Here is a 23062-nt window from a genome sequence, read left to right as displayed (position 1 = left end):
ACAAGTTTAAACACGGTCGGCTGGCAATGCTTAAGCATTACCCGCGCCGACTGCGTCAAACAAGTTTGACGCGGGGTGGAGCAGCCCGGTAGCTCGTCAGGCTCATAACCTGAAGGTCGTAGGTTCAAATCCTACCCCCGCAACCAAAATCACATAAATATATCAATATGATACACGAAAGCCCCGAACCCAAAGTTCGGGGCTTTACTCGTTCTGGAAGCTATATGGAAGCGTTTGCGCGCCGTTATCCAATGATGTGAACTTCCGGAAATTCAAAATGGATTGAAGTGGAGGCACTTACATAATTCCAAGCATGGGTCCCATTGTCCGCCATGATCTGATAAAAGGATCGCGAAGGGCTCTTGGGGGCGGGAAGCGGACTTTCGCTGCATCGTGAGCTAACATATGTTAGTGATAGATAACTAATGTTATGCAATTTATGATCTTCATCAGGAGGGCACATGTCTTCGGAGTTTTGGCTCGGCGTATTGCAGACCGGGATCGGATCTGGTTTGGGTTTCATGTTTGGTATTGGTGCATTCCACTACCAACTTCACAAGCAATCGAATAAGGAAAAGAAGGAAGACTGGCGAGCCATCCTTGACGCGCTCAACCGTCTAACAATGTCCGCAGGGGCGAATATAGAAGCACTTGCTAATTCGAAACGGCAACTCATTGATGACTTGAAGCCAGAAGTTGAAACGATGAAAAGGGCTGTCAGCGAATGCTACGATACTCCATTAGCAGAACGAAAGAGTAAAATTCTGAGCTTAATTAGCACTTCAGAAGCCTTGCGTCATTTCTACATGAGCTTGCCAAAAAACTCCGTCATGCCGCCACCGGACTTTAGCGAATATTCATCGCTCGGTAAGAATATGCCTGCACTGACGTTGTTTGTACATCGCGCTATGGGAATGATGGTAGAGATAAACGATCAGATAGATTCCAGAAACACACTGATTGCTGAACACTCGCGCGAAAACGGGACGGGTGAAGGTATGACAGCAGAACACGTCGTCTATTACACAACCATGTTGGCAGACAAAGGCGAAGCCATCTATGAGCATACGGACTTCGCGCTTGATTTTTGGCGTCTCGTTATCGACCAAGTCAAAGCTTATATAACTGCAAAAGCGAAGGGAGAACACTACTTGGCGTTTGAGTTCGTTCCCATGGCGGAAAAGGCCATGCCGAAAGAAGAGTTGTTTCCACTGATGCGCGGGCAACTGGTATCCTTTGACGGTTAGAGTGCATCTCCATCGTTGCGACAGAGTAGCCAGCGGCCCTAAAAATCGACGATCTTTATGCCAACGGCGGCTTTGGGCCGTTCATGTCATTCTGCACAAAGGGCGGGAAGCAGACTTTGGTCTCTTCAAGCTCGCCATCAATAAAATTTGGCAAAGCAGACATTCATAGTGAACATTGAAAACGGAATTTCAGTTTTTCCAGAAATAACTTCCGCTTTGCGCGCAGTTACGGACCTTTTTTTACCGCTCTAATATAGTCGGTTTTGTGCCAGAAGCAGCCATTCTATAAACGTTACACTGGCCTATTATTGATCAATAATGCGACGACGCTCTTCGAATTCCTCTTTGTCGATCTCGCCCCGAGCAAGTCTCTCCTTGAGGATGTCGAGTGGCGTCTTTGTTGGCGGTTGATGGTGAGGACTGCCATGGCTCAGAACCCCAAGCCACCGCAACAAAAGCACGACCACTACCACCGCTACGGAAATGAACACAATCATCATGATTGGGCCAAGGAACCAGCCATGCCATCCGCCATTCATCATATGTGGCCCGTATCCTGTCCCTTGTTGTTGCGCGAGAACGGTGGAAGGCAATAGAGATACAATCCCCATACAAATCAGGTAATTAATAAATCGAGACATCAGATCAATCCTCGCTGTTATGTTTACTGAACCGGGAACCCGGCCCGCATATAGGTGACAATCTTCCAGATTTCGTCTCTGGTCAAAACATCTTTGAAAGCAGGCATTGCGGTTCCAAAGGCCGTGCCACCGTCGGAGATAGACCAAAGCAGGAACTCATCGACTGACATTGGCATCTCTATTAGGTTGGCAAGTAATGCCGGAGAAGGACTCAAGGACTTACCTCCTTCGCCATCCCCCATACCTTTGGCCCCATGACAGGATGCACAATTCTCCCGATAAAGGGCCCGCCCTTCACCGATGGTTTTAGCATCGGACGAAAAGGAATTCCGTGCACCGCGGTACGCAACAGGAATGCCTTCATGCATGAAGACCCTGTGTCGTTCCATCCTTTGTCGCATGCCTGGCCCCATTTTACCTGGCCCCCACATGTCGCGTTGCATCCAATTTGGGTCCCACATGTCCTGGCAACATAGCTGTGATTGAGTGCCAGGGGATTGGGCACTCGCGCTGTTGAGATTCAATACGAGTGTAACCACGATGGCTAGCGCCAGAACCCCGGAAATCCCTAGGACAGACTCGGCACTCACTTTCCTCATAACAGTTCTCCTTATTTCTTAACGCGCCCCGTGGTTATCTGAAGTAGTTCAAGCTCTTGCCACGCACGGCAAACGATCGGTCCGAGGACTTAATATGCTAACATATGTAAAGCTTCTGCATACTCATTTAGATATATACCACTACCAATCTTATCAGTTGATATCAGAATTTTTATTTTTACTTATCAGGCTTTTAGAAATGATCAGTAGAACGCCAAGAACAATGGCAATGTCAGCCACGTTGAAGGCAGGCCAATGCCAAGAGCGCCAATAGAAATCAAAAGAGTCGATAACGTAGCCTCTGAAAATCCTGTCAAACAGATTACCTGCAGCCCCACCAAGGATCAGGCTGTAAGCAAATGCTTCAGCTTTTTGATGGCTTTTACTAATCAGATAGATAAGCAAAATTGAGATGGCTGAAGCAGACCCAATAAACAAATAGCGCTGCCAGCCGCCAGCATTTGCCAGAAGTCCGAATGCGGCACCAGTGTTCCATACATGTACCCAGTTAAAGAAAGGTAATACAAAAACGGATTCGCCATAAACCAACGTCTGTTTAATCCACCATTTAGTCGCTTGGTCCAAGATTGCTATTAATGTGGAGATGGCTAACAAGGTATATGTTGAGACATTCATGAACATTATTTAGCCCTTAAGAGCTAAAATACGTCTAGCACCATTAAGCACGATGATCCCAGCGATGGTACCGATAATCAAATCCGGGTAATTAGTTCCAGTCCAGGCTACCAAGCCACCTGCAGTAATGACACCGATATTGACCAACACGTCATTTGCCGAGAAGATCCAACTTGCCTTCATATGCGCTCCACCTTCTCGATGTTTACTGATCATCAGCAGACAGGTGGTATTGGCAATTAATGCGATGAAAGCGATAATCATCATCATTTGCGATTCAGGTTCACTGCCGAATACAAAACGTCTCACCACCTCAGCAAGAACACCTATAGCCAATATTAGCTGGAGTAGGCCCGAAAGATGTGCCGCCCGTACCTGCATTTTTATACTATGTCCCACAGCATATAGGGCGAGGCCGTATACCGCTGCATCTGCAAAATTATCGAGTGACTCTCCAATCAGGCCGGTAGACTGCGCGATCAGGCCGGTGGTCATTTCGACAATAAACAACACTGCATTTATGCCAAGCAACCAACGGAGAGTGCGAGACTCTTGCGTAGTAGAGGCCGCTGAGCCCTCGACAGCATTGATTATTTCCGGATCGGCAGCAACGGTTTCCTGAATTGAAGCTCCTAGCCCCAAGGTTGTCAGTTTTTGGGTTATGGGCTCAATATCGCCATCGTGTACGATCTCCAATCGGCGATTTGATAGGTCGAAGGACAACATCTTAATGTTTTCAAGGCCACTTAGAGCCATTCGGATTATTCGCTCTTCAGATGGGCAGTCCATCTTCGGCACGGCAAAAACGCTGAACCATTTTCCGGATGCTTCTGAAAAGGATCTATCGGTTTCTGATGTTGAAGAATTGTTCATGACAATGATCTACTTGAGTACGATGATAAAATATTTAAAACTATAAAGTCGATATAAGGTCAAGAGTAAAAAATGGAAATCAGAAAAGGAGAAAGTTGATGCGCATTGGTCAGTTGGCAAAGCTCGTGGGGCTCGATACCCAGACGTTACGTTTTTATGAACAGAAAGGCTTGCTGCAACGGCCTCATCGACAGGAAAACGGATATCGTTATTATACTAGAGAGCATCATGATCAATTGGTTTTCATTCGTAGCTGTAGGGCATTGAACCTCTCACTGGCAGAGATTCAAAAACTACAAAACTATCAGAATTCTCCTAATCAACCTTGTGCTGAAATCAACACCTTACTCGAGGAACACATCTCTCAGGTACGATTGCAAATATCCTCTCTGCAAACGCTTGAAAAACAACTCGTCTCACTGAGAGCTACTTGCAACGACAACCGGAAAATTCAGGCTTGCGGGGTTCTTGCTGGAATCAGGGAAGTAAATATACAAGGGTAGCAATTTGAAATATTAGATGGACACTTAGATGGGGTGTAGGCTGTCCAAGATTTAAATCTCTACTTCTAAAAAAACAAAAGCCAGCGACGAGATCGTCGGACATTTCCATTAAACTTCCGCCTTGGGTCAAAATCTGCCCTTTTCACGCACTGAAAATGGAGTCCGCTATGTCTATCAATAACGGAAGTCTATTTTGAATTTTCAGATTTTCTGAAATAACGTCCGCTTTCGGGAATATACACGCTGATCGAAATTGGTCGGTGAAGGTCGGCTAAGGGCCGTTTTCGTATCTCTTCAGCAATTCGTAGCCACCTTTCTTCAATCCTCTTGGGATGGCTTTCTGGTGGCAACTTAGCCCGGTTATGGGCGACAAACTGTTCATGGTTCAGCTCAAAGGCCTTGGGCATTAGAAAACTTATAGCAAATCAACACGGCGGAGGCTCTCTGTTCCGTATATGCAGCCCATATCCTGCAAAAGATCCGATCCTTTGTCTCCTGATAACTATGACAAGCAAGGGCGCTTGCGTGAACCTTTACGGCAATATTCCATTCGCTGGGGGCGGTGTTATCCTTAAAGCTCTAAAGCTCCCCTGTTGACCCTGTATCAAAGAGATAGGCATATCCACCAGAGAGGCCATGCATTGTGACCGAGGTTTTTTTGAAGGGGTGGCTATGCCCAAAGCAAGTGAAGCTGAAGCGGAGAAGTCGAAGCGCAATTGGTCGCGGGTATTTTATTGTTTTTTCTAGTGCCATTTGTCCCGTGAGAGGTCCTTTGGCTTCTAATTTGGGTCAGTTGCTCTTTGACGGATATTTAAGTAAACGAGAGTGGGCATTAGTTGGCGGGGCGGAATATCCAAAAGAAAAAGCCGCCAAGTGATGCTTGGCGGCTGGTGGTTGGCTCCCTGATCGCTCCTACGGCGATATAAAGGCATATCTTCGTTGGGCCTTTTCGATCTTTTCCTCAAACAGTTCTTTGTCTGTTAAAAGCGAATGATTGATCAGCTTTTTTATTTCCAGCCCAACCTTGTCGAGGTCGCTGTAATCAATGTCCAACATGGAAAGATAAGAAATCGCAAGCCCCATCAGTTGCCCTTTCAAAAGCTCCGCATGTTCGGAGCGAATAACCTCTTTCACAAGCGCTGGAGAGGCGTTGCAGGCCATCTCAAACAGATCAGACTGTAGTTCCCTTGCGATATCATCCCAGAGCGGCGCATTGGGCCAGCGGGCGCGGTTCTGGTCTGCTGTTGGAACGCAATAACGAATGGATCTGAGTGTCCATTGAATAAGATCTCCCAGTTTATCATCCAAATCCGACCATTTGCGGATGTTCCATTTTTCTTTTAGCATTTTTTTGCCCGCACGGAGTTCGACCCGCCACACCTGAGAGGTGGCGCGGTCGTTTGGATTTAGAAGAGGAAGGCCCGCCTCCCGGCGATTGGCGTTCCAGATTTCCCACCACTCCTTTTTCTTTTTGGCGATCACATCCGCCCGTTTGTCGTAGATGCTAACCTGTCGCCCTGGCATCTTGCCAATGCGAACGCCGGTCACTCGACCAGAGCGGCCATAGGTTTCCATGTCGTGGTTTTCTGTCCGGCTGCAATTGGAATGCATAACAAAACAGGATGGATCCAAAACAAAATCCGGATCAAAGAAGTCGAGGCAATAATCAACCCGGCTGATGCTTTCCGCCCTATCGTGATAGGGAATGCCAACGGCTTCCATAAAGGCAAAGAGCTTGGCCCTAACTCCGCCGAGGCCATAAAGGGCCAAGGCAAGGGATTTGACAGAGACTTTAATGCCCCAAGGATCTTTGTTGATGCCCGGTTGTTTAAAGAACCATGTGGCCCCGTCCGGACCTGTATCAACCCGATAGGCGTAGCCGCCAAGGCCGCCGCTGTCGGCAACATGCATTTTGGTGCCGCCCCGTTCCAACAACTGCGGCTCCCGTGTGGCGGCAGCCACTTCCTTCAGACCGCTGAGATTAGCGGCAAAGTCTGCGGGAATGTGCGTTTCAAAAGCAACGTCGAGGCCATCAAAGCCCATATGTACAATATTCTTCATAATTTTCTCCTGTTTGCGCGGTCGTATTTCTGGAGGGGGGTGTTACAAATCCCCCCTCCTTGCACCAACGGCGCTATTTCTGTTTTCAATGTTTGGGTTAAGAAGCATCCCGTTGGGATGCAGTTGTTTGTGGATGCGCGTAACCGCGCAGCGGATGGCGAATTGGGTTTTGGGGTCGGGAAGGGGATCCGAGTTTCAATCTGAGCCGTTTCCGTTTGCCGAAAGGTGGGTTGGGAGTATGAACGGCGATGCCGCCCATACTCCCGGCCTTCCGGCCCCAAAATGCCTTGCGGTATCGCCAAACCCGCAAGGCCAAAACTTAAATCTTGACCGTTTGAGAGGTGTTGTTGATGATCCGGGCTTCGATCCACGCAACCAGATCCTTGTAGCGGTAGCGGATGGAGCGGGAAGAGACTTTCACGTAACTGGGCCCACCGCCGCGAAGCCGCCAGTTCTGCAATGCCCGCATGGTGTATCCCATAAAGGCAGCGGCTTCCTTTTCTGTTAGAAGCCTATCTGGATGTTGTGATGTGTTTTCTGTCGTCTGCATTTGATTTCCTTTCATTCAAATCGTTTCGATGAAGGAAATGTGCAGGCAGATGGATGGTAAATAAATTGGTATAAAAAGAGGGTTAATTTATATTTTTTACCAGCTCCGTTATGAGCCTATTTCTTTTTAAAAACGGGGCTGATGGTCTTGCGAATAATCTGATCTCCGAGGCCTTTGGTTTGCTCGCTTTCGTCTGGATAATGGCGGAGAATCCATTCCCGGATCAGATCGCAATGAGAGTGCATTGAATTTCCCCGATTGATTTTGCCTTCCTGATCCAAAGCTTCAAATGCTGTCAGAATCTGATCCTTGCGAGAAGGGCGTCCGGGAGAGGCTTTTGGGGCTGGATCAGGTGAGGGAGCTTTGGAAATCCAATTAATGGGGATCAGGCGAATTGCATCCATGCGCAGGCCGTTTGTTGACAGGCTGTCTTTGCTCCAGTCGTTAAAGCTGCTCCAAAGTTCTTCCGGGACCTCTTGTGCCTGATCAGAGGCCTTTCGGGGGTAATCGTAGCCATAAGCCAGTACTTTGCGGGCTTTCAGGGCTCGAAACATTTCCGTCTGAATGCTTTCCTTTATTTTGCGAATTTTGGCAAAAGGGGATTGAGCATCTTTAAGACCATCCGCCAATTTCTGGAATCTATCTTCATCAGATTGAATGGCTTCAAGGGCAACCTGCATAAGAGCTGGGACGGCTACTTCCTGTTCCAAAACTTGCAGACGAGCAATCTTGTCTTTACGTCCAAAGCGATAAAGGGCCTTTGGCAGGGGAATAGCCTTATTCCAGATATCGTTGGGCGTCATACGTACGGACCTTTCAAAAAAAGATGAAGTAACTGGCGTAATCCTACCTTATGGGTTTTGAGTCGCAAAGAGTCACCCGCGATAAGAGAGGAACAAAATTCCCTACGTGATGTTCATCTGGCACACGTAAAGGCCGAGGGAAAGAACGTTCAAAAACGTAAAGTTCAAAAGCCGTACGTTTGAACTTGAAATCGGGGATATAAACAGATCTGGAAATTGAAGGGACAAATCCATATTTGTAAAACATGAAATGGTCCATTCAAACCCGCTGGGTTTATTTTGCAACCGTCATAACATGGTGCTCTATTGTTTATTGGCTTTTTGAACCGAGCTTTTGGGTTTCGGTTGGCCTGTTTGTATTCTTTGCCGTTCTTATGAAATTTGAAACCGATATTGATGAGGAGCAGAAGCAACCGGGCAATTCGGGTTAGCCTTCAACGCCCAACAGTTTCGCAATCTCCTCCGATACTTTATCTGCGGACGCCTGAACTGGATCATCGGCCAAATGGGCGTAACGGGCTGTTGTCTGAACCTGTGAATGCCCAAGGACCTTTCCAATCATGGGGAGGCTTTCTCCGCCACCAACGGCAACCGAGGCAAAGGAATGCCGTAAATCATGAATGCGAACATCTTCGATCTTTGCAACCTTGCGAATGCGCCGCCACGGCTTTTGCATGTCCGTCAGATGGCTTCCGGGCAATCTTCCGGTAATCACATAAGGGTTTCCGTCAATCCGTTCTATGCCCTTTAGAATGGCTTGGGCGGCGCTTCCAAGGGGGAGCCGTTTTGCGCCTGTCTTACTGTCCGGCAGATACGCCACATTGCCCTTGATATAGTCCCACTTCAATGTCTGGATTTCCCCAAGACGGGCACCGGATAAAATCAGAAGACGAATGCAGTTGATGGCAGAGCGGGACTCCACGCCTTCGGCTTCCAACTTGTTTAAAGTCTCCCCCAGCCTTTTAAACTCTTCCGGGCTTAAATAGCGTTCCCGTTTCTTCTCTTCATATTTCTTTACATGACGGCAAGGGTTGGAGCCATCGGGGCGAATGCCCCAAATCTCTGCCTGATTAAACAAAACGGATAGAACGCCTAATGTTCGGTTGGCCTGATAAGGCTTGTCTCTATGCTTGTGATGCAGATCTGAGATTTCGGCACGAGTTATATCTTCAGCTAGATCAGACCCGATTGCCGGATTGATAAATAGATCAACGCAGCGCCGATATTCTTTCGTGGTGCTTTCCTTGCAGTGGGTGGGAACATACTCTTCCATAAAGTGTTCACATAACTCCGCAACGGTCAGAGCCGCCTTTTTGCGCTTTGCTTCCTCTGCGGGGTTATGCCCTCTTGAAACAGAAGAGAGAAGTTCTCTCGCCTCTGTCTTCGCTTCTTCGGCAGTGACAGTCCCGAAACGTCCCAAACCCTTACGGCGGGTTCTCCCGGTTTTATCTCGATACTGGATCAGGAATGATTTGCGACCTGATGGCAGCACCCGAAGGCCAAAGCCGGGTAGGGTGGCATCCCATATGAAATAATCCTTATCCGTTGCCTCAAGGGCGTCAATGGTGCGTTTATTCAGGCGTGTCATGTTGCTTCCATTTTTTAATCTGGAAGCATAATGGAAGCAACTGACAGCGAAAGACAAGATATTTTTTGCACCAATAGCGTAAGCGCGTTTATAAAAATACGAGCAAAAACAATATAATATGTCGATATATGGAAAATGGTGTATCTACGTTCATCACCAGTTAAGCTATCTCATAACCTGAAGGTCGCAGGTTCAAATCCTGCCCCCGCAACCAATTTAAGGGCTCGTCCTCACTAGAGGGCGGGCCCTTAAACTTTGTAACGGGGCAACGGTGAATGAACCTCCCAAGGGGCCCGACAAGCGGCAAAGCCGCGAAGGTGGGGCAAATAAATGAAACCTTACCTAAAACTTTGCGCTCAATTCCAAAAGTGGCATAAGAAGAATTAAACATATCCCTTGATGAGTAGGTTAGGGTATCATATTTGGGGGGACTTGCGAGTAGTTATCTGGGGCATACCACAATGAAAAGCGAGCAGCGGAACTCAGTTGATACTAAGGTACTTGGATTTCCTGTATCAGGACGTGGTTTTGGGGCAGATATGGTGAATATCAATCAAAAAGTGATTGAGGAAACACTGGATGCGGTCCCTTTTCCTGGGACACTAAATATTGTCACAGACGAACCTCTTCTGTTGAAGAAAGCAGTGCAACTTGACCAAAAAGGTAAGTTATTTGGGGTTCGCGGCGCTATCAATAATATTCCCTGTCTTCTTTACCGATTTAATTATACCCCCATGCATGTTTTTGAAGTTATCGCACCTGTTCATTTGCGAAATACGCTTGGTTTAGAAGATGGACAGAAGGTAGGTATTACTGTGTCAAAAGAGAATATCATGCCGCCAACTGAAAAGCGTCGCCGTCTATGGGAGTTATTCTATAAGGGCAGGTTGGAAGCTTACTATGACGATCACTTGCTTGATCTGTTTTTAAGCCGAGGCATCAAGTTCTTTCATAAGAAGGCTTGCCAGTCAAAAAAAGAGTTTATTTAAGACCATGATAACAAACTTCCCCGCAGTTTCACGAGATGAAGATCTGGCTTGTTTCGCAATTTGGGAGCATGGTCGTTCGAAAGAAGCAGAGATACTTAGTGACCTTGAGAAACACTTTGAAATTTTGGGTGTGTTTAGGGTGTATTGGAGTAAGGAGCACTACAACAGTAATATCGCACGGTTATATGAAAACCCAGAAACCAATAACCCATTTTATAAGTATAACAGGAAAATTGGTCGCCCGCCTTTTAGCTTTATTATCGTTAGAGATAAATCCCCAGTATTTACCTATATGAAAACGGTTTCGGGTGCTATTGAGGCTGTAAACAAAAACATCATTGATAGAAAAAATGAATATCGGAAGTGGTTTGACAAGCCCTACCAAATTCATAGCAGCTGTAACTTTAGTGAGTTCTCTTCACAGTCAGCTTTAATCTTGGGAATGGAGGTTTTGGAAGAAACCCTTAATGGTGGAAATAAAGGGCGCACCATTGAGTTAGAGAAAGATTTAGAGGGGGCTGGTGGTTGGCAGAATTGGCAAGAGCTATTCGACATCTTAAACTACAGTTCGCATTACCTTCTTCTTCAAGGGGCCAGTTTGCTGTCGGATAGGGAACGAATTAAGAGGTTAGATATACTATGTAACAGTTTCCAGACCTTTGCTTCCATCGCGAATGTACAACAAGATTTAGCGAGACCTTTTAGCGGCACAGTAAACGTGTCTGATCAAGCTTATCCAATTAATATCAGATTTACCGGTGATGGTTATTATCCAGCTCCATGGGAAATGGACATGCTAAACCGTAGAGTGTTAGAGCACGGTGCTTACGTTCCCTGTGCAGAAGACTTATTTTTTAGTCTGCTCTATCACTTCACCATCCATGAAAAAAACATCAGTGAGCATAATTTCAAGACACTTAGTGACCTCTCCAATGCACTCTCATTTGACTGGTTTCCCTCAAGGAGGAATTGGGACTATAAGGGAATTGGCGGCGTTTTATCCGGCTATATGCAGGCAAAGAAATATTACTATGAGAAGCCAATGGACCGGGAAGTGTCTATCAATACCGAAGTTGTAAAGCACTTACCAAAGTTAGTGGATATTGGTTTGAGTGCTACTGCGCAGCGCAAAAAGAAGTGGAAGAGTGCTATGAAAAAGATGAAGCATCAACTCCGTTCTCAATTTAGGAAGTCCAAATAATCGTTGAACGGAGTTTTGCCTTCGCTATTTCATAAGATCCAACGCTTCTGGTGCCAGGACTGACAGATACTCGTAAGTTTCATGGGTGTTGTCGCTTGTATGGACGAAGTTGGCACGTTGTTCTTTTGGGAAGCGGCTGTTGATTTTGGCTCTCCAGCTATACTTCTTGAGTACGCGCGCATTTTCGACAAATGGCTGTTGTCTCATTTGTTTGCGTGACATCTTAAGAGGCTTGGGGTCGTGGACCAGAAACATGTAATATGGTTTGCCTGCACCGGCTCCCCAATCGGCACCAGCTGTCCAATTGCCGCCTCGAATTTCTGTAGAAGCGTGTTCGCGGTCGGTATCAGATAATTCTTTTTCGAATAGTATTTTGAAGCCCATTTTTTGAAGGTCTTCCTTCATGGTCTCTATAAGGCCCCACTCTTTCACAATATCTCGCAATAAAATCGCAGTGTAATCGCCTTTGATGCTTCTAGTGCGGGTCGCTTTTCTTTTGACGCGCTCTTTTAGCCAATCATTGTTAATTGAGAATTTGGCTATGCGATCAGAGGGAGGAAGCCAGTTCTCTTCTTCCAGGTATGTGGCCAAATCTTCAAGGTTGAGATCAACATCCAAACCCAGTTTTTCTTTTAGAGGGGCCAACACTTGATAAAACCTGTTTTCAGGATCTACGTCACCTTCGGCATTTACTGGAAGGCCAGAAGCAGCACCTTTGTCGACCACAGCGTGATAGGAAAGCGATAGGAAATAGTCTTCATCAGATGGTTTGAAGCCACCCTCTGATGTCAAGGGCTGGCGGTTCTTCAGGATTTGGCGGCTGATCTTTGGGGGGAAGTATGCCATTTGATCGGCTTTAACGGTCTCGTTTCCTCCCACAGAATGCATATGCAACATTTTGCGGCCGACCATCCCACTTAAGCTTTCAGTGATCTTGGCGACATCCTCATCGGCGATCAGAATATCCAGATCTTTCATCGGTTTGTCGTAGATGATTTTGTCATGCCACCTTAATGCGACATAGTTGACACCCATATCATCAATGAAACGCAAAAAATCCATCGGTGTCCAATCGCTTGGATAATAGTCAAACTCACCGAGTCTTTTCTTGTTGGAATATACCTTAACCCTGAGAAAACGACGTTTAATTCCATCAGTCGTTTCCATTGTTACGATTGAATTTGGCCTGATACGTGCACGAACGAGATAGCGAAGGCTATACAAAAAGGCTTTGAATAGGCGCCCCACTCCAATATCAAGCGGTAAATAAAATTCGACCAGATGACGGTAAAATCTTTCTTTGCGCAGCACGCGATAAGAATTGTCATCTAAAATAGCAATATCAACATTGCTGTTTTGAACTGCATCCCGAGTATCTTCCGAGCAGACACCAATTTTTTCGTCGAAGTTGCTAACCTTCTCAAAAAAGTCTGTATTTGTGCTGCTAAAAGCAATGAAATGCATAGTGAAAGTCCTTATTTTCGGGGGCGCAGCCTAAAACATGTCTTATATGATGTCTAACGTTATTTGTTAGAGAAAATTCCTATAAATAGCGGTTTAAGCAGGAGGCTTCCTGTAACGCTCAGATGATGGTTGTCCCTGTATATCGGAACTCCATTCTTAATTCCGGAGCACTTGTCTTCTTCACATAAATAAGGGGTTGGATCCAGAATAATTGCCTGGCATTGGTTTTGGGCAGAAGTAAATGCTTCCAGCGCTATTTTGTGTTTTGTCAGGTAGTCTTGTTTCGATGTTTCAATAATGGGATCGCTACCATTGATCAGCTTTGATTTGGCAAGGCTTCTTGGGACATGCAGATCCATTTCAGGTACAGGTGCAACAACATATACAGTCTTGCCCAATTTTGAAAGGGAGCAGATGGTGTCGACAATATGTGTCTTATATTCGTCAGCAACCATCTTATCAGACACACCCTTCGCAGGTTGTACTTTACTGAAATAGCGTGTCCATCTTCCGATTAAGATAACGTCAGTGATGTTTTGATCAGTTTCAATTTTATTCCAAACAAGGTCCTTGAATTTCTGACAGTTTTGGAACTTTTTGGGCTCTACAGCTTGGGCTGCTTTTAGTTCGCCGATTGCTGGTGGGCAGGCGCTTAAGGCATGGAATACACCGGTTCGTTCAGTTGCCTTTAAAGCTTCATCTATGGCGACAAATAATGAGTCGGCATGGCTGTCTCCCCAGACTGCGATCTTTGGTGTGGATGCTTTGCCAATCATGCATTCCGGCAGTGTTTCTTTTCCATCGAAAATGCATTCTGAAAGACGCGGATTGATATCTTTTCTCGCGTTCTCCGCAAGCCTGACTTCATCGGGAACTCTGTTTGGGATGCCTTTGTCCAAAACAATCCCTACAGGGATCAATATCGCGACAACTGTTATTCCAAGGCTGAACTTCCAACTAAACTTGCGCCGAAGGGGTGTTTCGATGAAATGATAGGAAATATGAGCCAATAAGACGCTTAGCAAAAGAAGGCCGCTAACATTTACGGCAGTGAACGGAAGAGCAAAATATTTTGCAAATAGCATTACAGGCCAATGCCATAGATACAGGGAGTAAGAAATGTTCCCGAAATATTGTAGCGGGTGATTTTTCGGAAAATAGGTAGGTTTTGCTGCAATAAACAGCGCGGCCCCGAGTACAGGCAATATCGCCCAATAGCCTGGATAACTCATCGAGCCCGAGTAGAAGAAAACGGCCGCGAGGATCATGGCTAATCCTACTTCGGTCATCCCCTTTATTGGTTTTATCTTATCAATATATAGATAGATCAGACCACCAGCGATGAACTCCCAAATGCGTGGTGGCAAAGCAAAGAAAGCCGAGGCAGAATCCAAAGACGTGTAAACAACAGACCATATCAGGGACATAACAAATACAGCAACGACGGTTAATCGGAGTGCTTTATTCAGGTATTTATTAAGTACCAAAAGAAACAAAGGCCAGAGCAGATAAAACTGCATCTCAATGGAGAGAGACCACGTGTGCAAAAGCCATTTTTCATGGGAGACAGGGTCGAAATAGCCGCCCTTATTTGAATAAAAGGAGTTTGAGACAAAAAGCATCGCTGAACGAGCTTCTTCACCCATGTGCTTGTAATCTAAAGGGGTAAGCCAGAAATAGCCGGCAACCAGAAGGGCTAACACCACGATAGATAAGGCTGGTAGAATACGCTGTATTCGCGCGCGATAGAAATCTTTCAGGTTGAATTGTCCAGAGGAAATTCTTGTGGAGATGATGTCCGTCATCAAAAAGCCGGATATTACGAAGAAAACGTCAACGCCTACAAAACCACCGTCAAAACCTGAAACATCGAAATGATAAAGAAGAACGCTTAAGACAGCGATCGCTCGCAGAGCGTTAATATCATATCGAAATTGGGACGGCTTCTCTTGCATGGTGCGGCTTCACTAACTCAATCAATTTGGATGCACTGAAAATTCTTAAGAGACCGATGTATTTCTTAAGTTTGACGGCATCAATAAAAAAGAGAGAGTATAAGTGTCTTTAAGATATTTGCTATTCTTTATCCTTATATTGGGAAGGTTCATCTCCAATAATCTGGAGACGCTGTGGAAGGCTGGTTTAAGCAAAGAATTAGGCGTGTCTGATCAGTACCTGAAATGGGTGGGGAGCGATGGACAATGCCGCTTCCTGATCCGGCGCAGCTTCCCTTAAAGAAAGCAACGTCGAACAAATCAAATTGTTCAAGGGGCCCTTGATAGTCTTTTTGCTTTTCCAGTGCTTCAGCTGCTTGAAAATGCTGAACCCACTCAGTGGAGGGGCCGCGATAAGTCGTAATGAGGCGGGCTTCGACGCAATCGCGATGGAATTTCCAGCAAGCATCATTTGTGACGCGTTCCAGCCTCACATCTACATATTCGCTACCACTGATGTCCGAAAACGCCTGCACAAGCCTATCGATATCTTCCAATAGATAATCGCGCATTTCGCCGCGGGGTAGGCCGCATGCATTCAGGAGTGGTGTTAAAGCCGCTTCAAGGTCTTCAGGTCTTAACAGAAGCCGAAGGTCTGGAAGGGTTATCGGGTCAATCTGGTTGATCCAGGATTGGAAAGCTTGAGACAGATTGCGGGACCATACGGCAAGTTCAACATCTTGCCGTTTAATGGCTGAAAGATCCTCGATCGTCTGGCAGCCATAGACGCCATCGTTAAAGTGATCGATTTCGATAGATTTGAGTTTTTCAGCCATCATTTTAACGTCCCTTCCAAAATGGGAATGCCAGCCCCGGTTACGGGGCTGGTGTAATGTTCCAAAATAAGCGACAGGCCTTACTTAGAACGCAAGTGTGTATCCAACCATGGCGCCGATGCGATGATTTCGCTCCCCTTCTTCTTCCTGGAAGCGGTAACCAGCCCCGAGAGTGATGCCGATATCAAAGGTGTAGGCGAGGGAGGCTTGGAAAAACTCTCCATCTTGATCCTCATCAGGCTCATCCGGGTTGTCGTTATGAACGTAAGTGTATGTTGATCCCAGTACCCACTGATTGTAACCAAGCTCTGCACCGGCGGTGTAATATGTCCGGTCATGAGGGGCTTCACCGTTCAGGTGGTCGATATGGACAACCTCACCCAATAGTCGTCCGCGCCAGCTGTCATTGAAGCTGTGTTCGTATTGACCTGAAACCGTATAGCGGTTCTCATCCTTTTCGTCTCCTTCGCCCTTTGCCTGATGGGCAAAGCCGACCCGATAGGAAAGACCTTCTGGAACAACGCTGCTGTCTGAATGGAAATCAGACCCACCGAGAGAAATGGCGAATGAAGAGAAATTTTCGGTGTTGGAAACACTCCCATCTTCTTTGTCCACATCACCGCGCTGATACAGAACAGAGTTGCTCATGAAGGTGGTGTCAGCGAAGAAAGTGCTGATATCCAAACGGTGGGTTCCGAAATTGCCAGCATCGTAGCGGCCATAACCACCAAAGCCTATTTTTTCACGAACATCGTATTCATCTACAACCTGATAGCCGTAGATGCCTGGCATTGCATGCTTATCAAAGCTGACGACAGGATCAAACTTACCCGCGTAGACGCCAAAATACTCATGGTCGTAATTGATGGTGAGTTCGCGGATGAATAAAGGTGTGTCTTCAAAAAAACGATCGGTGCCATCCAAAACAGCACCGCCGCCGCCGTGGTCATGTCCTGCAGGTTCCCCTTCTAATTCAATGTTTGAATTGATGGAAAGACCATTACCAAAGCCATATCCAAGTTGAAAATGAGAATGGGTGTAAGCCTCGTTAATTTCCTCATCAGACTCAGCCGCACTATAGATGTGATCAAAGAAAACCTGCAGGTGCAGGTCACCGTAAAAGCCACTTTTGAGGCCATCATCATGGTTGTCGTGCGCATGTCCATGGCCGTGATCATGTTTGTGCCCATGGTGATCATGATCGTGATTGTGGCCACCACCCGCGGCCGCGACTGCTGGCATTAAAAACACTGCAAGCGACGGCAGAAATTTTAAAGACTTCATTTGTTATTATTCCTGAAAGTAATGTTATAACGTAACATCAATAAAATAACCTAACTGTCAAGTCTGTTTTTTTGAAGCTCTGCCCCAAACTATCAAAACTGCAAATCCGATCCTCGTTACTGTATGCTCACAGTTCAGGAGGAAAAGGATGAGCGCAGCCGTTCGGCAATTGGAAAAACTAATTGATCTTGTTGCCAATTATGAATTGGACGAGATAAGCGTTGCGCGTTTGTCTGAAGATATGAGGCTTTCCCGGTGGCAGTTGCAGCGCACATTCCTCGCTCTGACGACGACATCCCTTGGGGAGTATCTACGCGCTTACAAACTCTCGCGTGGTGCTGAGATGCTTATTGGTTCTGATACCGGAATTTTGGATATCGCCATTGCCTGCGGTTTTAACTCGCAGGAGGCTTTTACCCGTTCCTTCAAAGAGCGTTTTAAGATGACGCCAAGGCAATATCGATTGAACGGTAAGCCGAGCCAGGTTTCTTTTGAACTGTTTATTCCCAAAACCAGAGAGTGGAGCAAGGCAATGAACATAGAGCTTAAAACGAAACCCGAATTGAAACTGAAAGGTCACATGGCCTATTTCAACGGGCATGGCATGGAAGGGGCCAATAATTTTGAAGTGATCCCCAACTTGTGGGACGGATTGAACCGCGAAACCATGGCGCAGGACCATAATGTGGCCACTTGGTACGGATATATTTTCGATAGCGATCAACGGGAAAAAGGACAGCTTCTCTATCTTGCGGGATATGATGCGAAAGATGGAGACCTTGAGATCTCAAACGTAGTTGAGGAAAGTGTGCCTGAGCAACTTTATGCTGTTCTACCTCACTACGGCCCCCTTGAAAAATTGGGTGAGTCCTTGGATGCCTTTTATGGGGAATGGCTACCAAGCTCCGGCTATAAAATGTCTGCCAGTTTCAATATCGAAGTCTATGACCAACGCTTCGACCCCACCTCAGCCAACAGTTATTTTGAAACCTGGGTGCCGGTTAAAGCAGCATGAAAGAATTTCATATCCGCTTCACAATTGAATGATTTGATGGTTGAATGATTGGCAGCAAAGTATTCGTTTTAAGAGGGGCGAAAAGATGTGGCGTTTATTGATCTTGTTTGGGGTGTTTGTAGGCCTTTCATCAGTATCGGTTGTGCAAGCGGATGAAATTGACGATATGGTCGCGGTTCTCAATCAAAAAGTGATGGATCAGGATGCTGAAGGTTTTGGTGATAGTTACGCCGAGTTTGCGAAAGATGCACGCTACAAAGATTATGATTATGAAAAGGGTGGAAAACAAGCGCGATCAATTATCACAGCAATGAACCCGCTTGGTAAACCGCTCAGTCATTCTGTAGTTAAAAAGCGGAGTTGTGGCGACCGGATGGAACAAGTGCTGACCGTGTTCTTCGCTGAGCAAGGGCAGTATGTTGCTGAATACTGGTTCTTTCGCGCGCAAGAAAAATGGAGCTTATCGGCTGTTAATCTAAAGGGTGAGGGTTCTGCTGCCGAATTTGTTAAGAAGCTAAAAGGGGCAATGCTTCAAATTTGCTAGGGTTTTAGGAGCCGCGCAATCGAATGCTTGAATTTGATCAAGATGATGCCAATGAAAATTGGAACAATCATCTTAACCATTGAATAATGGGTGAATTTCCATCCTGTCTCCGCCCAACGAACAATGTAGACCAACAAGTCAGGCAAAGTGGAAATCAAAATAACCAATCCAATGAGTGCTACAATTGCCGGTAGCGCGTCGGTGAGGGGCAGAGAAACTGATGTGGAAGCATCGACTTGTGACGGAGCTAGTTTTTTGGCAATGAAACCGGCTCCGAACCACAAGAATAAAACAGCGGTTATCAGAAAGATCGACCACAACAAAGGCGGGGCTGAAAGAAGATTTTTCCCTTCTGCAAATATTAGTAGAGCGGGAATACCAGTTAGTATTTCGGAGTATTTTATCAAAAAATACACTGCCAATAGACGACAAGCCAGGAAACCTATGCTTTGTAGATTTGTCATTCAGTGGCCTCCCGCTAACTGGCAAACATCTTTTCGTTGTATAAAATGTTTAATAAATTATTTTATAGTAGTATTACCATGCAGGAAATACATTTTTCGATCTTTTAATCTCCATCGCAGCGACTCTGTAAACATGCTCCTGAGGTGAGACGCAGCAAGGTTGATGAGGTTTTGAGAGCTTTCCCCTTTACCTGAAATGCTACCCCCGGTATGAATTCTCAAAAGAAAATGTGAGGGAGTGACGTTCATGAAAACAGCATTGGTGACAGGTTCTGCGCGTGGGATAGGCCTCGCGACGACAAAACTGTTTCTGGAAGAAGGTTGGCAGGTCGTAATGGTGGACCGGGACGGCGAAGAGCTGCTCGCCACCGCCGAAAGTCTCGATAACGTGCATCCGATTGTCGCTGATGTTTCTGATCCGGAAGCCGTCGCCGATCTCTTTAAAGAAGTTGAAGAGCGTTTCGGCGGGCTTGATGCGCTTGTCAATAACGCGGGTGTAGCTGATTTCGGACCTATCGAAGAAACAGATTTTGCTCGTTGGCGACGTGTCATGGAAACGAACCTAGATGGCGTATTCCTGATGTCTCAGGAAGCCATTCCAGCGCTTAAAAAGAATAAAGGAAGCATCGTCAATATTGCGTCAATCTCTGGACTTCGTGCTTCAACCTTGAGGGTTGCTTATGGCACATCCAAAGCGGCTGTGATCCATTTGACGAAACAACAAGCGGCGGAGCTTGGCGAATATGGTATCCGCGCCAACTGTGTTTGCCCGGGACCTGTTCGAACAAAACTGGCAATGGCTGTCCATACGCAAGATATTATTGATGCTTATCATGATGCGATCCCGTTAAACCGCTATGGTTCTGAAGCTGAAATTGGCAGTGTGATTGTTTTCCTATGCTCTGACAAAGCGACTTATGTCACGGGGCAAATCGTTGCCGCAGACGGTGGTTTTGAAAGTACGGGGGTTGGGCTGCCTGCACTTCGAAAATAAGCGCGACCCAATATTTGATCTTAAAACACCGCGGCATTACGCTTGCGGTGTTTTTTTATTGTCTTGTCATTCTCATCTAACTCAGATAATAAAAATGAAACTGACGTCATATTTATAAAATGAGAAAAGATATGCCAGTGTCATTGATGCGATTTGTTGACTTTTTAAAAACAGAAGGGGAAGGGAAGCCGAAAGGTCAGCGCACCCGCTTGCATATCATTGCAGCAGCGAGTGTTCTCCTTGATGAGATTGAACCTGCGGATCTGCTTGTGTCCAAAGTTTGTGCCGCCGCATCCATATCTAACGGAACTTTCTATATCTATTTCAAAGACCGCCATGTCTTGTTTCAGGAACTGCTACAGATTTTTATCTCCTTCCTACAGGAGCGTATGAAAGCATCAGGGGAAGGCGAAAATGATCGGATAAAGGCAGCAACAGATGCCTATTTCCATCTGTTTAAAAATCATCGGGGGTTGATGCGGTGCTTGCTTCATCACCATTTGATCAACAATGACGTCAAAACGGCGTTTCATCGCCTGAACAAAGAATGGATTGATAGAGTTGTCCGCGCCAAAGTGGATGAGGCGATGCGTCTTGGTAAGCCGGCTGAGCCTGCTGAATTGAAGCGAAGGGCCTATGCTTTGGGCGGGATGGTTGATCAGTATTTGTCAAACATGTTCCTCTCCTCTGATCCTGATTTGCTGGCGGTGTCCACAAACGACAATCAGGTGATTGAAACACTTACTGAAATCTGGAGACGGGGGATGGACTTATGAGTTTGCTGCCAAATGGGCATAAAGCTTTATCGTCTGAGATTGAAACTCACGCAGATGAATTGTGGGCTAAGCAACGGAGCTATGTGCTTGAAAACTCCCCTTTTTATCAAGAGTTGTGGCATGGAATTGAAGTTCCTGAAACTTTGAAAGATCTTGCCAAACTCCCTTTGTCAGATAAATCCCAATTACGACTTTCGCAAGCGGCGCATCCGCCTTTTGGGGATTACTTGGCAACACACCGAAAAGACGTCAATCGCTTACATAGAACGTCTGGCACGACCGGGCAGGCAATGAACCTTGCCCTTTCCAAGCAAGACAGCCTGATTACTCAGGTTGTGGGAGGTCGCTGTCAATCATCTGCCGGATTGGGGGAAGAACATACTGTTGTCCATTGCCTGAATTATCAGATGTGGATGGGCGGGCTCACCGATCATATGACATTGGAGGAAACTGGCGCTCTCGTCATTCCTTTTGGGGTTGGGTCAACTGAATTGCTTGTGAGAACCATTCAGGAAGTTGGTGTTAGTGCGATCTCCTGTACACCTTCTTACCCCGCGGTGCTTGAGCAAGTTCTGACGAGTAAGTTTCAAGGTCTGAAACCAAAAGATCTAGGATTGAAAATCGGCTTGTTTGGCGGGGAGCCTGGTGTGGATGATCCCGCGTTTCGTGCCCGCATGAAAGAAGTGTGGGGTATGGAGGCCCGAAATGCCAATTACGGCGTTTCTGATGTCTTCTGTAATTTCGCGGCCGAATGTCCGTTCGACACCAGTCTGCATTTCTTGGCAGCTGATGTCTTGCATCCGGAATTGATTGATCCAGATACAGCGGCACCTCTTGAAATGACATCAGGCGCAAAAGGTGAGTTGGTGCTCACTCATTTGGCTCGAGAATGTCAGCCTCTGGTTCGTTTCAGAACAGGGGACATCATTGAAATTCAAGGAACAGATCCCTGTGAATGTGGTTGCACCGGGTTCCGGTTCAGAGTTGTTGGTCGCTCCGACGATATGATCGTCGTTCGCGGGCTCAACATGTTCCCCACCATGGTCGCCGCTGTAATCAATGAATTTGAAGAATTATCTGGTGAGTATCGGATCGTTCTAGATAACCCGCCTCCTTACGATGTCTTACCTATTGAGACAGAGCTAAACGAGGAGAGTGGGGCGCAGGATATTTTAAGACAGAGAATAGCAGACGCTATTAAGAGCAAGCTTGGGGCAAGTGCGGAAGTTAAACTTTTGCCCCCTAATGCGCTCCCCCGTACAGAAGGCAAAACCAAAAGAGTGGTGAGGACTTATGAATGACCGACTATCAGTATAAGACTGTCTTAAGTGACATCACGGCTCCCGGGGTTCGGACCATTACCCTTAATCGTCCTGGCAGCTTAAATGCCATGAATCGGGATCTTATTGAAGATGTTGCCACAGCATTTGAGGATGCCCACAAAGACATTGAAACAAAGGCCATCATTTTTACGGGCGCGGGCAAAGCCTTTTGTGCCGGGGATGACCGCGCGGAGCATGTCCATCCGGCAAGTGAAGAAGAGGCGCGGGAGCTAGTTGACGCCATTCAAAGGGCCACACATGCCATCATGATGGGGCCAAAGCCGGTTGTTGGGGCGATTAATGGATGGGCCGTTGGCGGCGGGTTTGAATGGGCGATTAATTGCGATTTCCCTATCTGGGGAGAAAGTGCAAAAGCGTTCTTTCCCGAAGTGTCCTTAAATCTGTTTGTGACCGGTGCCGTCACAACTCTTCTGCCATCCCTTGTGGGCCTAAATAAGGCGCGTGAAATGCTGTTTTTCGGCGATCGATATGAGGCTGCGACCCTTAAGGAGTTAGGGGTTGCGTGGCGTGTTTCAGCAGATAAAGACCTGATGCAAGATGCGACAGCTGTCGCTGAACGCCTCGCTGCACTTCCAACATTGTCGACGAGGGCAATGAAGCGGGTTTTGAATATAGCTGCTGTCGCTGACATCCATAGGGCCCTGCAACTGGAAACGGACGCAACAGTTGCAGGTTTTCTGGATCCTGAAACCACGCGGCTTTTGAAGGATTTCTAGA

General features: G+C 46.5%; 23 protein-coding genes and 1 tRNA gene. 11 read left to right on the top strand and 13 right to left on the bottom strand.

Going from position 1 to position 23062, the window contains the following annotated elements; all coding sequences use genetic code 11:
• Window positions 1-69 precede the first annotated feature (69 nt).
• Window positions 70-146: transfer RNA gene (locus GUA87_RS17735), tRNA-Met, on the top strand.
• A 315-nt stretch (window positions 147-461) separates the two neighbouring features.
• Window positions 462-1247 (top strand): hypothetical protein, encoded by a 786-nt coding sequence (locus GUA87_RS17730; RefSeq protein WP_193717960.1) that lies wholly within the window; start codon window positions 462-464, stop codon window positions 1245-1247.
• Between the two features lie 305 nt (window positions 1248-1552).
• On the opposite strand, the gene GUA87_RS17725 is transcribed toward GUA87_RS17730, so the two are convergent.
• The 4 genes from GUA87_RS17725 to GUA87_RS17710 form a co-directional block, all read right to left on the bottom strand.
• Window positions 1553-1888: an SHOCT domain-containing protein gene (locus GUA87_RS17725; protein ID WP_193717959.1), complete on the bottom strand. Its 336-nt coding sequence runs from the start codon at window positions 1886-1888 to the stop codon at window positions 1553-1555.
• Between the two features lie 23 nt (window positions 1889-1911).
• Window positions 1912-2487 carry a c-type cytochrome gene (locus GUA87_RS17720; protein ID WP_193717958.1) on the bottom strand — a complete coding sequence of 192 codons (576 nt, stop codon included), beginning with the start codon at window positions 2485-2487 and terminating at the stop codon, window positions 1912-1914.
• Between the two features lie 153 nt (window positions 2488-2640).
• Window positions 2641-3129 (bottom strand): signal peptidase II, encoded by a 489-nt coding sequence (gene lspA, locus GUA87_RS17715; RefSeq protein ID WP_193717957.1) that lies wholly within the window; start codon window positions 3127-3129, stop codon window positions 2641-2643.
• A gap of 3 nt (window positions 3130-3132) precedes the next feature.
• On the bottom strand, window positions 3133-3996 hold the full coding sequence (locus GUA87_RS17710) for a cation transporter (RefSeq protein ID WP_193717956.1): 864 nt from the start codon (window positions 3994-3996) through the stop codon (window positions 3133-3135).
• Between the two features lie 98 nt (window positions 3997-4094).
• On the opposite strand from GUA87_RS17710, the gene cadR reads away from it, so the two are divergent.
• Entirely contained in the window at window positions 4095-4499 is a 405-nt protein-coding gene (cadR, locus tag GUA87_RS17705; protein WP_193717955.1) for a Cd(II)/Pb(II)-responsive transcriptional regulator, read from the top strand.
• Between the two features lie 912 nt (window positions 4500-5411).
• Here the strand turns inward: cadR and GUA87_RS17700 are convergent.
• From GUA87_RS17700 to GUA87_RS17685, 4 genes are all read right to left on the bottom strand, one after another.
• On the bottom strand, window positions 5412-6560 hold the full coding sequence (locus GUA87_RS17700) for a hypothetical protein (protein ID WP_193717954.1): 1149 nt from the start codon (window positions 6558-6560) through the stop codon (window positions 5412-5414).
• 319 nt (window positions 6561-6879) lie between these two features.
• Window positions 6880-7110 carry a helix-turn-helix transcriptional regulator gene (locus tag GUA87_RS17695; RefSeq protein ID WP_193717953.1) on the bottom strand — a complete coding sequence of 77 codons (231 nt, stop codon included), beginning with the start codon at window positions 7108-7110 and terminating at the stop codon, window positions 6880-6882.
• Window positions 7111-7226: 116 nt separating this feature from the next.
• Window positions 7227-7913 carry a hypothetical protein gene (locus GUA87_RS17690; RefSeq protein ID WP_193717952.1) on the bottom strand — a complete coding sequence of 229 codons (687 nt, stop codon included), beginning with the start codon at window positions 7911-7913 and terminating at the stop codon, window positions 7227-7229.
• A gap of 427 nt (window positions 7914-8340) precedes the next feature.
• Window positions 8341-9501: a tyrosine-type recombinase/integrase gene (locus tag GUA87_RS17685; protein ID WP_193717951.1), complete on the bottom strand. Its 1161-nt coding sequence runs from the start codon at window positions 9499-9501 to the stop codon at window positions 8341-8343.
• A 461-nt stretch (window positions 9502-9962) separates the two neighbouring features.
• Here GUA87_RS17685 and GUA87_RS17680 point away from each other — a divergent pair, with 461 nt between their 5' ends.
• Window positions 9963-10490 (top strand): DUF120 domain-containing protein, encoded by a 528-nt coding sequence (locus GUA87_RS17680; RefSeq protein ID WP_193717950.1) that lies wholly within the window; start codon window positions 9963-9965, stop codon window positions 10488-10490.
• A 4-nt stretch (window positions 10491-10494) separates the two neighbouring features.
• On the top strand, window positions 10495-11691 hold the full coding sequence (locus tag GUA87_RS17675) for a hypothetical protein (protein ID WP_193717949.1): 1197 nt from the start codon (window positions 10495-10497) through the stop codon (window positions 11689-11691).
• 24 nt (window positions 11692-11715) lie between these two features.
• On the opposite strand, the gene GUA87_RS17670 is transcribed toward GUA87_RS17675, so the two are convergent.
• The 4 genes from GUA87_RS17670 to GUA87_RS17655 form a co-directional block, all read right to left on the bottom strand.
• Window positions 11716-13155 carry a hypothetical protein gene (locus GUA87_RS17670; RefSeq protein WP_193717948.1) on the bottom strand — a complete coding sequence of 480 codons (1440 nt, stop codon included), beginning with the start codon at window positions 13153-13155 and terminating at the stop codon, window positions 11716-11718.
• Between the two features lie 59 nt (window positions 13156-13214).
• The gene (locus tag GUA87_RS17665; protein WP_193717947.1) at window positions 13215-15110 is read right to left on the bottom strand and encodes an acyltransferase family protein; all 1896 of its coding nucleotides are present in this window, start codon (window positions 15108-15110) and stop codon (window positions 13215-13217) included.
• A 149-nt stretch (window positions 15111-15259) separates the two neighbouring features.
• Entirely contained in the window at window positions 15260-15928 is a 669-nt protein-coding gene (locus GUA87_RS17660; RefSeq protein ID WP_193717946.1) for a DUF1826 domain-containing protein, read from the bottom strand.
• Between the two features lie 81 nt (window positions 15929-16009).
• Window positions 16010-17209 (bottom strand): hypothetical protein, encoded by a 1200-nt coding sequence (locus GUA87_RS17655; RefSeq protein ID WP_193717945.1) that lies wholly within the window; start codon window positions 17207-17209, stop codon window positions 16010-16012.
• Between the two features lie 148 nt (window positions 17210-17357).
• Between GUA87_RS17655 and GUA87_RS17650 the strand changes: the two genes are divergently transcribed.
• On the top strand, window positions 17358-18224 hold the full coding sequence (locus GUA87_RS17650; protein WP_193717944.1) for an AraC family transcriptional regulator: 867 nt from the start codon (window positions 17358-17360) through the stop codon (window positions 18222-18224).
• A gap of 40 nt (window positions 18225-18264) precedes the next feature.
• Complete coding sequence (locus tag GUA87_RS17645) at window positions 18265-18768, top strand: hypothetical protein (RefSeq protein WP_193717943.1); 504 nt, start codon at window positions 18265-18267, stop codon at window positions 18766-18768.
• On the opposite strand, the gene GUA87_RS17640 is transcribed toward GUA87_RS17645, so the two are convergent.
• Complete coding sequence (locus GUA87_RS17640; protein ID WP_193717942.1) at window positions 18765-19232, bottom strand: hypothetical protein; 468 nt, start codon at window positions 19230-19232, stop codon at window positions 18765-18767. The genes GUA87_RS17645 and GUA87_RS17640 overlap by 4 nt on opposite strands.
• 247 nt (window positions 19233-19479) lie before the next feature.
• Between GUA87_RS17640 and GUA87_RS17635 the strand changes: the two genes are divergently transcribed.
• From GUA87_RS17635 to GUA87_RS17620, 4 genes are all read left to right on the top strand, one after another.
• Window positions 19480-20226 (top strand): SDR family NAD(P)-dependent oxidoreductase, encoded by a 747-nt coding sequence (locus GUA87_RS17635; protein ID WP_193717941.1) that lies wholly within the window; start codon window positions 19480-19482, stop codon window positions 20224-20226.
• Between the two features lie 131 nt (window positions 20227-20357).
• On the top strand, window positions 20358-21002 hold the full coding sequence (locus GUA87_RS17630; RefSeq protein WP_193717940.1) for a TetR/AcrR family transcriptional regulator: 645 nt from the start codon (window positions 20358-20360) through the stop codon (window positions 21000-21002).
• Window positions 20999-22303: a phenylacetate--CoA ligase family protein gene (locus GUA87_RS17625; RefSeq protein WP_193717939.1), complete on the top strand. Its 1305-nt coding sequence runs from the start codon at window positions 20999-21001 to the stop codon at window positions 22301-22303. The genes GUA87_RS17630 and GUA87_RS17625 overlap by 4 nt, the downstream gene beginning before the upstream one ends.
• On the top strand, window positions 22300-23061 hold the full coding sequence (locus tag GUA87_RS17620) for an enoyl-CoA hydratase/isomerase family protein (RefSeq protein ID WP_193717938.1): 762 nt from the start codon (window positions 22300-22302) through the stop codon (window positions 23059-23061). Before GUA87_RS17625 ends, GUA87_RS17620 begins: the two co-directional genes overlap by 4 nt.
• Window position 23062: the final 1 nt, after the last annotated feature.

Origin of the sequence: Sneathiella sp. P13V-1, assembly GCF_015143595.1 — a bacterium.
Lineage (GTDB): Bacteria > Pseudomonadota > Alphaproteobacteria > Sneathiellales > Sneathiellaceae > Sneathiella.
Note: the sequence above shows the minus strand (reverse complement) of the source record. Positions and strands in the feature narration are given on the sequence as shown.

Coding starts and splice junctions, on each gene's coding strand:
- GUA87_RS17665 (WP_193717947.1), bottom strand. CDS start 15,110: ATGCAAGAGAAGCCGTCCCAATTTCGATATGATATTAACGCTCTGCGA.
- GUA87_RS17620 (WP_193717938.1), top strand. CDS start 22,300: ATGACCGACTATCAGTATAAGACTGTCTTAAGTGACATCACGGCTCCC.
- cadR (WP_193717955.1), top strand. CDS start 4,095: ATGCGCATTGGTCAGTTGGCAAAGCTCGTGGGGCTCGATACCCAGACG.
- GUA87_RS17630 (WP_193717940.1), top strand. CDS start 20,358: ATGCCAGTGTCATTGATGCGATTTGTTGACTTTTTAAAAACAGAAGGG.
- lspA (WP_193717957.1), bottom strand. CDS start 3,129: ATGTTCATGAATGTCTCAACATATACCTTGTTAGCCATCTCCACATTA.
- GUA87_RS17650 (WP_193717944.1), top strand. CDS start 17,358: ATGAGCGCAGCCGTTCGGCAATTGGAAAAACTAATTGATCTTGTTGCC.
- GUA87_RS17685 (WP_193717951.1), bottom strand. CDS start 9,501: ATGACACGCCTGAATAAACGCACCATTGACGCCCTTGAGGCAACGGAT.
- GUA87_RS17720 (WP_193717958.1), bottom strand. CDS start 2,487: ATGAGGAAAGTGAGTGCCGAGTCTGTCCTAGGGATTTCCGGGGTTCTG.
- GUA87_RS17640 (WP_193717942.1), bottom strand. CDS start 19,232: ATGACAAATCTACAAAGCATAGGTTTCCTGGCTTGTCGTCTATTGGCA.
- GUA87_RS17700 (WP_193717954.1), bottom strand. CDS start 6,560: ATGAAGAATATTGTACATATGGGCTTTGATGGCCTCGACGTTGCTTTT.
- GUA87_RS17655 (WP_193717945.1), bottom strand. CDS start 17,209: ATGAAGTCTTTAAAATTTCTGCCGTCGCTTGCAGTGTTTTTAATGCCA.
- GUA87_RS17730 (WP_193717960.1), top strand. CDS start 462: ATGTCTTCGGAGTTTTGGCTCGGCGTATTGCAGACCGGGATCGGATCT.
- GUA87_RS17675 (WP_193717949.1), top strand. CDS start 10,495: ATGATAACAAACTTCCCCGCAGTTTCACGAGATGAAGATCTGGCTTGT.
- GUA87_RS17635 (WP_193717941.1), top strand. CDS start 19,480: ATGAAAACAGCATTGGTGACAGGTTCTGCGCGTGGGATAGGCCTCGCG.
- GUA87_RS17725 (WP_193717959.1), bottom strand. CDS start 1,888: ATGTCTCGATTTATTAATTACCTGATTTGTATGGGGATTGTATCTCTA.
- GUA87_RS17660 (WP_193717946.1), bottom strand. CDS start 15,928: ATGATGGCTGAAAAACTCAAATCTATCGAAATCGATCACTTTAACGAT.
- GUA87_RS17625 (WP_193717939.1), top strand. CDS start 20,999: ATGAGTTTGCTGCCAAATGGGCATAAAGCTTTATCGTCTGAGATTGAA.
- GUA87_RS17670 (WP_193717948.1), bottom strand. CDS start 13,155: ATGCATTTCATTGCTTTTAGCAGCACAAATACAGACTTTTTTGAGAAG.
- GUA87_RS17690 (WP_193717952.1), bottom strand. CDS start 7,913: ATGACGCCCAACGATATCTGGAATAAGGCTATTCCCCTGCCAAAGGCC.
- GUA87_RS17695 (WP_193717953.1), bottom strand. CDS start 7,110: ATGCAGACGACAGAAAACACATCACAACATCCAGATAGGCTTCTAACA.
- GUA87_RS17680 (WP_193717950.1), top strand. CDS start 9,963: ATGAAAAGCGAGCAGCGGAACTCAGTTGATACTAAGGTACTTGGATTT.
- GUA87_RS17710 (WP_193717956.1), bottom strand. CDS start 3,996: ATGAACAATTCTTCAACATCAGAAACCGATAGATCCTTTTCAGAAGCA.